This is a genomic window from Allobosea sp. R86505 (assembly GCF_042466375.1).
Classification (GTDB): Bacteria; Pseudomonadota; Alphaproteobacteria; order Rhizobiales; family Beijerinckiaceae; genus Allobosea.
The window spans coordinates 3,180,836-3,197,007 of sequence record NZ_JAXHPY010000001.1; the positions used below are offsets into that span (position 1 = coordinate 3,180,836).

5 protein-coding genes are annotated in these 16,172 nt (G+C 67.3%); all 5 read right to left on the bottom strand.

All coding sequences use genetic code 11. The features are described 5' to 3' along the window. Nucleotides 1–17 precede the first annotated feature (17 nt). The gene (gene tnpB / locus SJY11_RS15360) at nt 18–374 is read right to left on the bottom strand and encodes an IS66 family insertion sequence element accessory protein TnpB (RefSeq protein ID WP_376986912.1); all 357 of its coding nucleotides are present in this window, start codon (nt 372–374) and stop codon (nt 18–20) included. After that, the gene (gene tnpA, locus SJY11_RS15365) at nt 371–814 is read right to left on the bottom strand and encodes an IS66-like element accessory protein TnpA (RefSeq protein ID WP_376986911.1); all 444 of its coding nucleotides are present in this window, start codon (nt 812–814) and stop codon (nt 371–373) included. Before tnpA ends, tnpB begins: the two co-directional genes overlap by 4 nt. A gap of 286 nt (nt 815–1,100) precedes the next feature. Continuing rightward, nucleotides 1,101–12,671, bottom strand: a complete 11,571-nt coding sequence (locus SJY11_RS15370; protein ID WP_376987488.1) for a putative Ig domain-containing protein — start codon at nt 12,669–12,671, stop codon at nt 1,101–1,103. A gap of 364 nt (nt 12,672–13,035) precedes the next feature. Then, on the bottom strand, nt 13,036–14,352 hold the full coding sequence (locus SJY11_RS15375) for an HlyD family type I secretion periplasmic adaptor subunit (RefSeq protein ID WP_376987489.1): 1,317 nt from the start codon (nt 14,350–14,352) through the stop codon (nt 13,036–13,038). 1 nt (nt 14,353) lies between these two features. Further along, on the bottom strand, nt 14,354–16,069 hold the full coding sequence (locus SJY11_RS15380; protein ID WP_376987491.1) for a type I secretion system permease/ATPase: 1,716 nt from the start codon (nt 16,067–16,069) through the stop codon (nt 14,354–14,356). Between the last annotated feature and the right edge of the window lie 103 nt (nt 16,070–16,172).

Sequence of the window (16,172 nt, forward strand, 5' to 3'; positions counted from 1 at the left end):
TTGCCAGTCTGGAACGATCAACTTGCCGCGACGGGGACCCGTGTCTCGCGCCGTTCATGCACCCGTCGCCAGTCGAGGCCTTCGAGCAACGCCTGAAGCTGTGCCGCTGTCAGTCGCACGACGCCGTCGGCGATGGCGGGCCACTGGAACTTGCCGTCTTCCAGCCTCTTCGAGAACAGGCAGACGCCCGTTCCATCGAAGTAGACCAGCTTGATCCGGTCGGCGCGCCGCGCCCGGAACACATAGACCGCGCCCGAGAACGGATCGGCGCCCATGTTCTCGCGCACCAGCGCGGCCAGGCCCTCCGCGCCCTTGCGGAAGTCGACCGGCTTCGTCGCGATCATGACGCGGACCGCGCCGGTCGGGCCGATCACGCGCCGCCCTTAAGCGCGCCGATCACCGCGGCAATCGTCTTGGGGCTCGCACCGGTTCCGACACGCACCACGACGCCGTCAATCTCGATCTCGATCCCGCCGCTCGGCCTGGCGACAGTGCGACGACGACGCGTGGTCGGCTGCCTCACGGTCTCGGGTTCGCAACGAACTGCATCGACCACCGCGGGCACGAACATGGGCGATGATGCCGGCTCTGGTGCTCGCCGCAAAAGACGCCGCCAGCCGAAAAGCTGCTGCGGAGACAAGGCATGGCGGCGCGCAATCGCGCTCACCGTCGCGCCCGGCTCGTAGCTCTCCGCCACGATCCTTGCCTTGTCGTCGTCCGACCAATCTCGTCGGCGCCCGGTCCCAGTGAAGACCTCGAACCGCCGAACCGGCTCGTCGTCGCTGGATTTAAGCGTAAGCTCTGAAATCGTCATGTGTCGAAGCCCTCAGGGGCCTCAAACATCGGCGCTCAGACCGCTCAAGCAAAGGTGCCAGCGGGACATCGCTTACGGTAATTCGGGTGAACCAGCACGATGCGCATCGGAAGCCTCCGTCGACTGTCATGAAAACGTGACACAATCGACTGTCAGGCACTTTGACGTGCATCAAATGGGAGTTGCCAACAACTCAGGAGAGCGCTGCCGAAGTTTGGCTGCGCGCAGACGCGCCCCATCCCGCCGAGGCTGCGTGCGGCCTGTGCCGCACGCAGCCTGGTCGTCGTCAGACCAGCAGGAAGTCGCTGGCCGTCAGCAGGGGCTTGTTGGTGAGCACGGCGACGGCGACGGCGGCCGCGCCGCCCTGCCCGTCGGCGTCCCAGGCCAGCGCCCCGCTGGTCGAGCTGTAGGTGAAGCCGGCGACGCCCGCCGCCAGCGTGCCGTTGACGACGAGGTTGACGCTGCCACCCGCCGCCAGACCTCCCCCGAAGGCCGCACTCGAAATCTCGATGGTGTCGAGCCCGGTCTGGAAGTCGGTGATGGTGTCGCGCGTATCGGGCACGGCCTCGAAGACGAAGGTATCGGCGTCCGCCCCGCCCGTCAGGACGTCGCGGGCGAGACCGCCGATCAGCCGGTCCATGCCGGCGCCACCATTCAGGTTGTCGCTGCCCGCACCGCCGATCAGCACGTCGTTGCCGGCATTGCCGACGAGCCGGTCCGCCCCGTCGTCCCCGCTCAGCACATTGTCGCCGTTGTTGCCGAGCAAACGGTTGTCGAGACCATTGCCCGTCCCGTTCGCCGCAGCGGAACCGGTGAGATAGAGGTTCTCGATGCCGGCCCCGAGCGTGACGTCAACGCTGCTGTAGACGATGTCGAAGCCGCCCGCGTCGCCGCCGAAGTCATCGTCCTCGCTGACGACGTCGCCGACATCGTTGACGTAGTAGAGGTCGTCACCGGCGCCGCCATTCATGACGTCGGCCCCGGCCCCGCCGTCGAGGCGGTCATTGCCCGCATCGCCGAAGAGTTGGTCGGCGCCGTCGCCGCCGAGGAGGCGGTCATCGTCGTCGCCGCCCCGCAACACGTCGTCGCCCGCGCCGCCGCTGAGCAGATCGTTGCCGGCCGCCCCTTCGATGATGTTGGCCGCGGCATTGCCATAGAGCGAATTGTCGCCGGCATTGCCGGTCAGCGAGAGCGCACCCGAACCGCTCACCTTGAGCACCTCGATGCCGGCTGCCAGCGTGAAGCTGACGCTGGAATAGACGGTGTCGAAGCCGCCCGCATCGCCGCCAAAGCCGTCGTCCTCGCTCGCGCTGTCGCCGAGGTCGTCGACATAATAGAGATCGTCGCCGTCGCCACCGAACATCGAGTCGATGCCCGCGCTCCCCTTCAGCACGTCGGCGCCCGCGTCACCGCGCAGGATGTCGTCGCCGTCGCCGCCGGTGAGGACGTCGTCGCCCTCCCCGCCTTCGAGGATGTCGTTGCCGCCATAGCCGTTGAGCAGATCCGCGCCACCCAGGCCGATGAGGCGGTTGGCGGCATTGTTGCCCAGCAGCGTGTTGTCGTCGTCATTCCCGGTGCCGTCGATGGCGTCGCTTCCGACGAGCCGCAGATCCTCGACATGGGCGGAGAGCACCGTGCTGGCGGTCGCGATGACGAGATCGAGCCCGCCGGCATCGCCGCCCGAACCGTCATCCTCGCTCACCGTGTCGAGGGCGTCGTCGACGTAATAGATGTCGTCGCCGGCGCCGCCGAGCAGCCAATCGACGTCCGTCCCGCCATCGAGCCGGTCATTGCCCGCCCCGCCCCGCAGCGTGTCGGAGCCGTCATAGCCGTTGAGCGTGTCCTCGCCGTCGCCGCCGTCGAGGACGTTGGCGCCGGCATTGCCCAGCAGCCGGTTGTCGAGCGCATTGCCCGTGCCGTCGATGTCGGCGGTGCCGCTCAGCGTGAGATTCTCGACAAAGTCCCCGAGCGTGAAGCTGACCGAGGCCGTGACCTTGTCGAGGCCTCCGGTGTCGCCGCCAAGCCCGTCATCCTCGCTGGCCACATCCCCGGCATCGTCGACGACATAGGAATCGTTGCCCGCGCCGCCCTGCATTGCGTCGGCACCGGTGCCGCCATTGAGCGTGTCGTCGCCGTCGAGGCCGACCAGGATGTCGTTGCCGCCCTGGCCGAACAGCCGGTCGGCGCCGCCCGTGCCAGCGAGCGTATCGTCGCCGGAGCCGCCGAGGCTGCGGCTGCCGATCGTGATCGCGAACGTCTCCTCATAGCTCAGTCCGCCAGGGTCGGTCACGCGTACGGTCACCGAGACCACCGGCTCGTTCTCGGCGTCAAAGTTCGCACCGGGCGCCACGACGAGCCGGTCGCCGACGATCGCGAAGCGGTCCGTCGCCCCGCCGACCAGGGCATAGCTGTGGGGACCCAGATCGCCGGCATCAACGACGCCGAAGGTGGCGACCGTGGTGCCCGCGCCGCTGGTGTCCTGCACCGAGAGCGGGCCCGTGGCGATGATGTCCGTCGGCGCCGCCTCGGGCACCGAAATGTCGACCGTTCCGTCGAGAAAGCGCAGGCGCTCGACGTCATAGATCGTGTCGATGCCGTCGGGCGAACCGGAGCGCAGATCGACGATTTCGAACCGGCCGGGCGCGATGGCGGTCACGCTGTACTCGGCGCGGTTTCCATTCAGCCTGAGCGTGTCGATGCCGCCATTGCCGAAGAAGATGTCGTTGCCGCCTTCGCCGCGCAGCGTCTCGCCCGCATTGCCGCCGTAAACGATGTCGTCGAAGCGGGTGCCGCGGATCGCCTCGATGCTGGTCAGGCTGTCGGTGGCGCCGAAGCTGTCGATCACCGAGCCGGCCGCGACCGCGACGCCGCCGAGCACCTGCGCCGTCGTGCTGAGATTGGCGCGGATGCCGACGGGCGCCCCGCCATTGTTGAACTCCTGATCGTAGCGCACCGTATCGGTGCCGCCGCCGCCGTCGAAGGAATTGGCACCGGCGAAGCCCATGAAGGTGTTGTCTTCGCCGCCGCCGATGAAGATGTCGGCCTGAGCCGTGCCGCGCGCGCCCTCGATGCCGACGAGCGTATCGACGGTGCCGAAGCCGTCGATCGCCGTGCCCGCCGCGATCGTGATCGGCGCCTGCGGCCCCGCCCCGTCGCGATCGACCGTGCGGCTGGAGCCGCTGAGATTGACGACCACGCCTTCCGTGCCGCCGAACCGGGCGTCCCGGTCGTAGCGCGTCTCGTCGAAGCCCGAGCCGCCGTCGATGTGGTCGGCGCCGCCGAGTCCCCGGAAGGCTTCGAAGTCGTCGTTGCCGGTGTCGCCGCCATAGATCACGTCGGTGAAATTGGTGCCGCGCACCATTTCGATGTCGATCAGCGTGTCGACACCGCCGAAGGTGTCCTGGCCGGAGCGGGCGGCGATGACGCCGCCATCGAGATGGGTGACCGCCGTCGCCGAGAGATTGACCCGAACGCCGCCGCTGACGACCTCGTTCGTTCCCTGATAGAAGACCTGGTCGGTGTCGTCGCTGTCGAAGGCGACGGCGGTGCCGTCGAGGATGTCGTTGCCACCCCCGCCGCTGAAGCCGTCGCTCCCGCCATTGCCGATCAGCGTGTCGGCACCGGCATCACCGAACAAATCGTTCGCAAGGTCGTCACCGATCAGCGTGTCGGCGAAGATCGTGCCGCGCACGCTCTCAATGTCGGTCAGGGTATCGCTGCCGCCGAAGCTGTCGCGAGCCGTGCCGCCCGCGAAGACCGCGCCGCCGACGTTGATGGCCGTGTCCGACAGATTGACGACGACGCCGCTGACGCCCGTCTCGTCGCCATAGTTGACGAGGTCGGTCCCGGTTCCACCATTCATCTGGTCCGCGCCGCCTTGGCCCACCAGCGTATCGTCGCCGCCCGCGCCATCGATGATATCGTTGCCGGGCCCGCCCGAGAGATAGTTCGTACCGCCATGGCCGGTCAGTGTGTCGTTGCCGAGATTGCCGAAGAGGTTGATCTGGCTGTTGTTGGGGCCGCTCGCCGTCAGGACGTCCGGTTCGATCGAGCCGAAGACCGAGGTGATGCCGTTCACCGTTTCGGTCAGCGGGACGAGATTGACTCTGATCGCCGCAGGCGAGGACGGCACGAAGACGAAGACCTCCTCGACATCGGCCGCGATCGTGTCGACGCCCAGCGGCGCGCCCGGGCGCAGATCGGTCAGTGTCCAGGTTCCGTCACCGTTCCGGACGATAGAGAACAGATCGCTGACGCTGCCATTGTCGTTCAAGGTGAGGCGGACGACGTTGGTGTCGTCGCGGACCGACCCGATGAAGCCGCTCGTGCCGGCGGGCAGCGCATACTGCGCCACGTCGCGCCCGCCGCCGCCGTTGATGGTGTCGTTGCCGCCGCCGCCCTCAATGAAGTTGACGCCGGCATGCCCGGTGATGACGTCGTCACCGGCGCCGCCATTGACGGTGACGCTGTCGGCGGCCCCCGCGCCCGGCGCCAGCGTCGCCACGGAGATCACATCCCCGCCGATGCCGCCCTGCACGAAACCGCCCGTCCCGTTCGGGAAGAACTGAGGCGCCAGGTTCAGGAACAGCGACTGGACCGGCGGCAGACCGGGTCCGCCATCGATGGCGATCGAGAGGTTCTCGATCGTCTCGTCCAGCGTGTCGATGCCGAGTGGTGAGCCGGGGCGCAGATCCTCGACGCTCCAGCCGGTCCCCGTCTGCGTGATCCGGAAGACGTCGCTCGTCGTGGCGCCGTCAGTCAGTGTCACCAGCGTGACCGCGCCCGCGGTGACGGAGCTCAGCGTGCCGGCCGTGCCGAGCGGCAATGTGAAGGCCGCCGTATCGATGCCGCCGCCGCCGCCGATGACGTCGTCGCCCGCTCCGCCGGTGATGAAGTTCGAGCCTGTATGGCCGCTGATGATGTCGTCGCCGAGGCCCCCGTCGATGCTGATCGCGTCCTCGCTGCCGGCGAGCGGAAAGAAGACATTGGCGGAAATCGTGTCGCCGCCGATGCTGCCCTGGATGAAGCCGCCGCCGGCATTGGCGAAGCCCTGGGGCGCGATATTGAGGAACAGGCTCTGGACGGGCGGCACATTGCCGACGCCGCTGATCTGGAAGTTGAGCAGCTCGGTCTGGAACACGGGGCCGGAGCCGACATAGACCGTGTCGGTGCCCAGCGGCGAACCGGGCCTGAGATCCTCGACCGTGACGGCGGATCCCGAGGACGTGACGCGGAAGACATCGGTGACGGTCGCGCCGTCGGTCAGGCGCACGAGCGTGACGTTGCCGGTCGTGACGGAGGACAGCGTCCCCGCCGTCCCGGTCGGCAGCGCATAGCTCGCCGTGTCGAATCCGCCGCCACCGGAGATTTCGTCGTCGCCGGCGCCACCGGTGATGAAATTCGAGCCGGCATGCCCGATGATGACGTCGTCGCCCTCGCCGCCCTCGATGCCGATGTTCTGCCCCGCATCGACGCCGGGAATCGTTGTGACGTCGATCAGATCGCCGAAGATGCTGCCCTGGACGAAGCCGGTGTCGATCCGCGGCACGAGGATCAGCGTCAGCACCTGCGCGGGCGGCTGCCCGGCCGGCCCGTCGAGGAAGACGAAGACGGCTTCGACGTCGCTCGCGAGCGCATCGGTGCCGAGCGGTGAGCCCGCGCGCAGATCCTCAACCGTATAGCCGCCACCAAAGACGCGCTGGATTGCGAGAACCGCAACCCCACCGGCAAAGACGGTCGCGCTGTCGCCGCTGACGGCGTAGGTCAAAGCGCCGGCATCGGCGGGCAGGTTGTACTGGGCGTAGTCGAACCCGTCCTCGCCGATCAGCGTGTCATTGCCGGCGTCGCCTGAAAGGCCGTCATTGTCGCTACCGCCGTTCAGCGTGTCGTCGCCGCCTTGGCCGAACAGGAAGTCGTTGCCGCCGAGGCCGTTGATCACCTGCGCGGTATCGTCGCCGAAGATGAACTCGCCGGCATTCGTGCCGTCGATCTGCGTGTTCAGGACGGTCAGGCCGAAGCCCTGCGCGAAGCTGTTGCCGGTGCCGTCTGTAGCGGTCACGGTCAGCGAGATGCTCGCCGCCTGTTCGGCGGTGAGGACGTTGGCGCCGGCCAGACGCAGGACATAGGCACCCGGCGTGCCGACCACCTCGAAGCGCGCATCCGACACGGTGAAGGTGAAGCTCGTGCTGTCGGCGTCGGTCACGGTGACCGTGCCGACGACGGCATTTTGCACGCCTTCCGCGACGGTAAGGTTCGACAGCGCGATCGCGGTTGGGGACTGGTTAGACGGAGCGCTGCCGACCGAGAGGTTGAAGCTGTCGAAGGCGATGCCGCCGAAGCCGTCGCTGACGTTCACGCTGACCGAGAGCGTCGTGGCCCCGGCCGGCGGCGTGCCGGAGATGGTGCGCGTCGCCGCGTCGTAGCTGAGCCAGGTGGCCGGTGCGATCACAGTGATGGCGAGCGGCTGGCCCTCGGGATCGACGAAGGTTCCAGCCGGGATCGTGTAGCTGAAGGCCTGCCCGACCGTGGCGACCTGGTCGGGGATCGGCGCCGCAACCACCGGCATCTGGTTGAAGTAGCCCTGGCGGGTGATGATGAGGCCGTCCAGGACTGGCGGATTGACCCCGTCCGAGACCGCGATCGACAAGGCAGCCTGCGTGAAGCCGACCGGCGGCGTGCCCGACATCGTGCGCGTCGCCGGATCGAAGCTGAGCCAGGCCGGCTGGCCGACCAGGCTGAGAGTCAGCGGCTGACCCTCGGGGTCGAAATAGGCGTTGGCCGGAATCGTGTAGCTGAAGAGCTGTCCGATACTGACAGTCTGGTTGAACACCTCCGACTGAATCGTCGGCGGCAGGTTCTGGCCGACGCTGCCGATCGACAGGTTGAAGCTGTCGAAAGCGATGCCGCCGAAGCCGTCACTGACGTTCACGCTGACCGATAGCGTCGAGGTGCCGGCCGGCGGCGTGCCGGAGATCGTCCGCGTCGCCGCGTCGTAGCTGAGCCAGGGCGCCGGTGCGATCACAGTGATGGCGAGCGGCTGGCCCTCGGGATCGACGAAGGTTCCAGCCGGGATCGTGTAACTGAAGGGCTGTCCGATCGTGGCGACCTGGTCGGGGATCGGTGCCGCGACGACCGGCATCTGGTTGAAGTAGCCTTGACGGGTGATGGTGATGGGATCGATCACCGGCGGATTGACACCGTCCGACACCGCGATGGAAAGCGCCGCTTGGTTGAAATCAGCCGGCGGTGTGCCAGACATGGTACGGTTGACAGGATCGAAGCTCAGCCAGGCCGGCTGGTCGACGAGGCTGAGCGTCAGCGGCTGACCTTCTGGATCGATGTAGGCGCCGGCAGGGATCGTATAGCTGAAAGGTACTCCGACCGTGACGATCTGGTTCGGCACCGGGCTCTGAATCGTCGGCGGCAGGTTCTGGCCCGCGCTGCCGATCGAGAGGTTGAAGCTGTCGAAGGCGATGCCGCCGAAGCCGTCGCTGACGTTCACGCTGACCGAGAGCGTCGTGGCCCCGGCCGGCGGCGTGCCGGAGATGGTGCGCGTCGCCGCGTCGTAGCTGAGCCAGGTGGCCGGTGCGATCACAGTGATGGCGAGCGGCTGGCCCTCGGGATCGACGAAGGTTCCAGCCGGGATCGTGTAGCTGAAGGCCTGCCCGACCGTGGCGACCTGGTCGGGGATCGGCGCCGCAACCACCGGCATCTGGTTGAAGTAGCCCTGGCGGGTGATGATGAGGCCGTCCAGGACTGGCGGATTGACCCCGTCCGAGACCGCGATCGACAAGGCAGCCTGCGTGAAGCCGACCGGCGGCGTGCCCGACATCGTGCGCGTCGCCGGATCGAAGCTGAGCCAGGCCGGCTGGCCGACCAGGCTGAGAGTCAGCGGCTGACCCTCGGGGTCGAAATAGGCGTTGGCCGGAATCGTGTAGCTGAAGAGCTGTCCGATACTGACAGTCTGGTTGAACACCTCCGACTGAATCGTCGGCGGCAGGTTCTGGCCGACGCTGCCGATCGACAGGTTGAAGCTGTCCGAGGCGAAGCCGCCCGAACCGTCCGAGATCATCACATTGACGGCGACGGTCGATGAACCAGCCGGCGGAGTGCCCGACATCGTCCGCGTGGTCGGATCATAGCTGAGCCAGGACGCCGCCGGCGCCATGACGGTGATGGTCAGCGGCTGGCCCTCGGGATCGACATAGGCGCCGGCCGGAATCGTGTAGCTGAAGGCCTGCCCGATCGTGGCGACCTGGTCGGGGATCGGCGTCACGACGACCGGCATCTGGTTGACCGGTGGACCGCTGACGGTGAGCTGGAAGCTGTCCGACGCCTGGCCGCCGGCGCCGTCATTGGCCGAGACCGTGACGATCGTGCTCGGGGCACCCGGCGTCGGTGTGCCGCTCAGCATCCGCGTCGCCGGATCGTAGATCATCCAGGTCGGCAGGTTCTGGACGAAGAGTTGGAGCGCGTTGCCGTCCTGGTCGAAGAAGGTGCCCGCCGGAATGACGTAGCTGAAGGGCTGGCCAACGGTCGCCGTCTGGTCCGGGATCGGGCTCGCGACGACCGGCGCGTCGTTCATGTTCTGGACGGTGAGCGTCACAGCCTGGGTGACGCTGCCGCCCCAATTGTCGGTCGCGGTGACGTCGAAAGTAACCGTCGGTGCAGCCTCGAAATCGAGCGCGACGCCGGCCTTCAGCCTGAGCTGGTAGAAGCCGTCATTGACGACTTCGAACCGGACATCCGACACCGCAAAGGAAAAGACGGTCTCGAAATCCGGGTCCGAGACGTTGAGCCCCGTAACGAACGCGCCCTGAACGTTCTCCTGCACCTGCGAACTGATGAAATTGATCGCGGTCGGCGCACCGTTGAAGGTCTGGCGCAAGTCCAGCACTTGATCGGCGAAATTCAGATACTCGATGTTGGAGATCTGGTCGGTGCCATCCGGCGAGCCCGCCCGCAGATCGGTGACAACATAGGTAGCGCCGAACATCCCGCGTGTGATGGTGTAGTCGGCGAGCGAGCCGCTGTAGAACACCCGGTCATTGACATCGCCGGTAAAGACGCTGGCTTGCACGAAGGCGCCGCCCGAAATGAAATCATTGCCGCCGAAGCCATTGAATCCATTGGCGGCTGACGAGCCCACCAACGTGTCGGCGAAATTGGTGCCATGGGCGTTCTCGATCGAGACCAGCGTATCCACGGACCCAAAACCGTCGCGCGCCGTGCCGGCCGCAAGCGTGCCGACCGCCGTCTCGCCGAGATTGACCTGCGCGCCCTGCGTACCGCCGAATCCGGCATCGAACAGGTAGGATACGGTGTCGCTGCCGCCGCCGCCGTCGATCACGTCGGCGCCGGCAAGGCCCGAGAAGCGCTCGTTGCCGTCGCCGCCGATCAGCGTGTCGGCAAAGGACGAGCCGCGCGCGCCCTCGATGCTGATGAGCCGGTCGATCCCGCCGAAGCCGTCGCGCGCCGTTTGCGCGGCGACCGTGACGCCGTCGACGACGCGGTCGGCCGCGCTCAGATTGACGATCGCGCCCTGCGTGCCGCCGACCGACGTGCCGTTCGCATAGCTGACCTCGTCATAGCCCGAGCCGCCGTCGATGTCATCGTCGCCGCCGAGGCCCTCGAAGCTCTCATAGGCGTCGTTCTGCACATCGCCGCCGATCAGGACATCGGACAGCATCGTGCCGCGCACGGCCTCGATGTCGATCAGCGTATCGACCGCCTCGATGGTGGCCCCGGTGTAGAGCGGGTCTTTGGCCGAATGGGCCGCAATCGTGATGGTCCCCGCGCCGGGAACGGGGTCGGTCAGCGTCACCGCGACGCTCGAGAGGTTGACGTGGATGCCGGTCGTCAGCGTGTCCGTCAGGTCGGACTGGTAGAAGGCGGTATCGACGTCGAAGCCGTCTCCGCCCGCGACCGAACCGTCGATGATGTCGGCGCCGCCGCCGCCGTGGATGAAGTCGTTGCCGCCGCCGCCGATGATGACGTCGGCGCCGCCCCTCGAGAACACGGTGTTGGACTGGCCGTCGCCGACGATATGGTCCGCATTGCTGGTGCCGCGCACGTTCTCGATCGAGATCAGCGTGTCGGTGTCACCATAGGTGTCGATCGCGGACCCGGCCGCAACCAGGGTCGGCCCGGCTCCGATATCGGCCGTGATCGCCTGTGTCGACAGGTTGACGATGACGCCGCGGCCGGCGATGCCGCCGGTCTCATTGCCGTAATTGGCGCGGTCGATGCCGCCGCCGCCGTCGAGGATGTCCGAGCCGCCATTGCCCGTCAGGTTGTCGCCGCCGCCCTGACCGCGCAGCCAGTTCGCTCCGTGGTCGCCGACGATGACGTCGGCTCCGTCGGTGCCCCGAATGTCTTCGATGTCGATCAGCGTATCGGTCGCGCCGCTCGCATCACGCGCTGTCCCTGGTCCCACTCCATTGATCGTCGCGGTGCCGCCGAGCACGACGGTGACGCCGTTGCCGCCCGTCCATTCGCGACGGTAGTCGACCTGGTCGATGCCGGCTCCGCCATCGACGACGTCGTTTCCGCCGAAGAGGCGGAACCGTTCATTCGCGTCGCCCCCGTAGATCCAGTCCGCCGAATTGGTGCCGCGGACGCCCTCGATGGAGATGAGCGTGTCGGTGTCGCCGTAGCCGTCGCGGGCCGTACCCGCCGCGACGGTGATGGGCGCGCCCGGCCCCGCGCCATCGCGATCGACCGTCTTGGCGGTGGCCGAGAGGTTGACCACGACGCCCTGACCGCCGATCTGCCCGGCCGCATTCTGGTAGACTGCGTCATTGGTGTAGCGAACCTCGTCGAAGCCGCTGCCGCCGTCGATCAGGTCATTACCGGCAAGCCCCTCGAAGCCCTCGTAATCGTCATTGCCGGTGTCGCCGCCGAAAAAGTGGTCGACAGTATAGGTGCCGCGCGCCATCTCGATGTCGATCAGCGTATCGGTCGAGGCATAGGCGTCGCGCGTCGTATGGCCGGCGACCGTCTCGACGCCGACGGTCACGGCAGCGTCCCCAAAATTGACGATCACGCCCGTTGCAAGCGGGTCGCCGCTGGCAAATTGCGCGAAAACCAGATCAGTGGGGTCGCCGTCGTTGACGACATCGGTCCCGTCGAGCGTGTCATTGCCGGCGCCGCCAATGAACTCGTCGAAGTCACCATTGCCGCGCATATAGTCGTCACCGCCGCGTCCATGCAGCAGGTTGGCGTCGTTGCCACCGACGATATGGTCCGCCAGCGAGGTCCCGCGGACATCCTCGATGCCGACGAGCGTATCGACCGCCCCGAAGGTGTCGATGCCGGTCCCAGCCTCAACCGTCACCGGCGTGCCGGGCCCGACGCCGTCGGCATCATACTCAATGGCCGCGTTGGAGAGGTTGACGATCGCCGGGCCCGTACCGGTCTCGTTGCCGTAATTGACGCGGTCGCGCCCGAAGCCGCCATCGATGAGGTCGGCGCCGGCCTGCCCCGTCAGCGAATCGTTGCCGGCGAGACCCTGGATGATGTCGTCGCCGCTCGTGCCGTTGAGCGTATCCGCGTTCGCCGTGCCTTCGATCGCATCGCGGACCGCGATGGTGAAATCGGCGCTGACGAAATTGCCGCCGAAATCATAGGCCCGGATCGTCAGGGTCCAGCTCGGCTGTGTCTCGAAATCGACGGGGCCAACGACGCGCAGCTCGTTGTTGAAGATGCTGAACGGCGTGCCCGGCGTGACCAACTCGTAGCGCGCGATGCCGTCGCCCGGATCTGGATCCGTGGCCGACAGCAGGCCGACGATCGTGTTGAAGGAGCTGTTCTCGATGACGGCGAGATTGGAGAGCGAGAGGCCGGTCGGGGCGGGCATGGCAGCTCCGAAGTAAACTTAATGAAGTGTTACCGCGCGCCTATCATTACGCAGGGTAGGCCACGCCGTAAAGGACCCGCATAAGCAAAATACCTCAAACAATAAAGCCGGCTCATAGTATAAATATTTTCTTTTCAGTATTTACATAAACAGACGCGCCTTGGATGTATAAAATGACAATTGATCGTAATTAAAAGCGAGCTTATCAATAGAATTGAATGATACCTAAAAATTTCAATTGATATATCGCTCGCAACGCCTCAATCCGGGCAAGATGATCCTCAGGTTGCCGAAAAATTATGCAGACCGTCGCAAAAATATCCACGTCGAGCGTGATGAAAGCGGTCCCTGCTGAGCTGATGCTTCAGCGCTCGCGAAAGGCGCGACCCGCCTGCTCGATCAGCGGACGGACCAGATAGTCCAGAGCCGAGCGGTCCTGCGTCTTGATGAAGGCCTGTATCGGCATGCCTGGAACCAGCTTGAGGTCTCGCAGCTGGCGGATCTCGCTCTCCGGCAGAGCGATGCGGGCCGTGAAGTAGCTCAACCCGGTCTGCGGCTCGCGCGTCAGATCGGCGCCGAGGCGCACCAGCCGCCCGCGCAGATCGGGAATGGTGCGCTGGTTGCCGGCCAGCACACGCACGATCGCCTCCTGCCCCGCCGCCAGCTGGTCGATATCGGTGGGCGCGACCCGGACATCCGCCACCAGTGCCTCGTCATGAGGAACGATCGACATCAGGGTCTCGCCGGGGCTGATCACACCGCCGACCGTGAACACGGTCAGCTGGTGGACGAGCCCGCCGATCGGCGCGCGGATCTCAACCCGCGCGAGCTGGTCCTCGGCCGCGATGCGCCGCTCGCGCAATTCGCCGAGCTTGCCTTGGGTGTCGCGCAGATCGCCGAGGACCTGTGTGCGCATGTCCTGGTCGAGCTGGAGGATCTGCAGTTCGACCTCCGCGATCTTGCCGCGCACCCGGGCCCGCTCGGTCAGAAGCTGGCCGCGCTCACCGGAAACGCGGGTCTGGTCGCGCTGCAGCGCCGTGAAGCGCTGCATCGAGGTCAGGTTCTGCTTGAACAGCTGGGCGACGCCACGCAACTCCTCGGCGATCAGCGCCTCCTCCTTTTCCTTCGTCCCGATCTGCACCGAGATGCCCTGGGTCTCCTCCGCGAATTGGGCCGCGCGCTCGCGCAGCTGCGCCTTCTGCCCCTCGCGCGAGCGGGTCCGGGCCTCGATCAGCTTCTCCTCGCCGAAGAGTGCCCGCTCGACGGACGGATCGGCGCGCCGCGACAGCAGCGCGTCGGGAAAGCGGATCGCGCGCTCGCCGTCGCGCTCGGCCAAGAGCCTCGCCTCGCGCGCTTCAAGTTCGTCGATCTGCGAGCGGACGATGCCGAGATTGGCGCGCGTCAGCGTGTCGTCGAGGCGCAGCAGCACGTCGCCGGCCGCCACGGCCTGCCCCTCGGCCACGAAGATCTGGCCGACCACCCCGCCGGTCGGGTGCTGCACACGACGCAGGCTGCCCTCCACGACGACTTGACCGGCCGCGAGCACGGCGCCCGACAGATTGACCGCCCAGGCCCAGCCGCCGATGCCGAACAGGAAGATCGCGACGCTCACCAGCCCGATGCGGTTGAGGCGGGCGAGGCTGGCCTGGACCTGGGCCAGAGGGCTGCCGGACGTCTTCATCTCAGGCGACCTCGCTGCGGCGTTCGACCTGTCGGCCGTCGTTCGCGCCGGCGGAGGTCGCGGCGATGATCTTGCGGAGCACCTCGTCACGCGGTCCGAAGGCCAGCTGCGTGCCCTGGCCGAGATAGAGCACATAGTCGCAGACGCCGACAGCGTTCGGCCGGTGTGCGATCGCCACGACGATGCCGCCACGCGCCTTGACGCCGAGGATCGCCTCGGCCAGCGCCGCCTCGCCGTCGCGATCGAGATTGGCATTGGGCTCGTCGAGCACGACGAGGAAGGGATCGCCGTAGAGCGCCCGGGCGAGCGCGACGCGCTGGCGTTGTCCGCCAGAGAGCGTAACGCCGCCCTCTCCGATCACCGTGTCGTAGCCGCCCGGCAGGCGCAGCACCATCTCATGGGCGCCGGCCGCCTTGGCAGCGGCGACGACCGCGGCGTGATCGGGATCGACCGCCATCCGGGCGATGTTCTCCGCCACGGTGCCGTCGAACAGGCTGACATCCTGCGGCAGGTAGCCGACATGGCGGGCGAGCGCGACCGGGTCCCAGTGGTCGATCAGCGCCCCGTCGAGCCGCACCGCGCCGCGCGCCGCCGGCCAGGCACCGACCAGGACCCGCGCGAGCGAACTCTTGCCAGCGGCGCTGGGGCCGATGATGCCGAGCGCGTCGCCCGCCTTCAGCCCGAAAGCGATCTGCTGCAGCAGGGCGCCCATCGCGCCGGGGGCGGCGACGACGAGAGCCTCAACCTGCAGCGACGCCACCGGCGCCGGCAGTTGCGTGGCCTCGCCCGGCGCCTGGAGCGCGGCGAAGAGGCGCTTCAGGCGCGAGACGGCCTGGCGTGCCTGGGTGAACCCGGCCCAGCTCCCGATCGCCGATTCGACAGGCGCCAGCGCCCGCCCGATCATGATCGAGCAGGCGATCACCGCTCCGGCGGTCATTTCGCCCTGGATCACCAGATAGGCGCCGAGACCGAGCACCAGAGACTGGACGAGCAGCCGCATTGTCCGCGACGCACTGCCGAAGCCGCCGATCGTGTCGCTGCTGCGCTGCATGGCATCGAGATAGCGGCGGTTGACGCGCAGCCAGCGCTCGCGCAGCGCCGGCGTCATGCCGAGCGCCTTGACCATCGCCGCGTTCTGCCGCGCCGCCTCGATCAGGGATTGCCGCCCGGCCGTCTCGCGCAGAGTCTCGCGCTGGGCCTCGCGGCCATTCAGCTCCGTCAGCACGGTCAGGCCGATGAGCAGGAGCGCGCTTACGATCGCGGCCAGGCCGACGATCGGGTGGATCAGGAAGCAGACCGTGACGAAGACGACGATCCACGGCATGTCGAAGATCGCCGCCGGCCCCGGCCCGGAGAGGAAGACCCGGATCATGTCGAGGTCGCGCAGGGGCTGGCTGCTTTCGCCGGGCGGGCGGTTCTGCCGGGCGAGCAGCAGGACCGCACCGTGCACGGGCCCGGCCAGGCGCTCGTCGAGCAGCCGCCCGATGCGGATGACGAGCCGGTTGCGCAGCGCGTCGAGGAAGCCCTGGAAGGCGAAGGCGGCGATCAGGATCGCAGTCAGGCCGACGAGGGTCGGGATGCTGCGGCCGGGAATGACCCGGTCATAGACCTGCAGCATGTAAATCGGGCCAGCGAACATCAGCAGGTTGGTGACGCAGCTCACCAGGCCGACAGACCAGAAAGCGCGCTGGCATTCGGCCAGGGCAGACGTCAGCACATCCGGCTTCATGGCCGCCCGACAACCATGACCCGCCGCGCCGCTGCGCGGCGGGGTCCGCCGCATGGCGCCCTGTCGTCCCAAGACCCGCCCAACCGGAAGC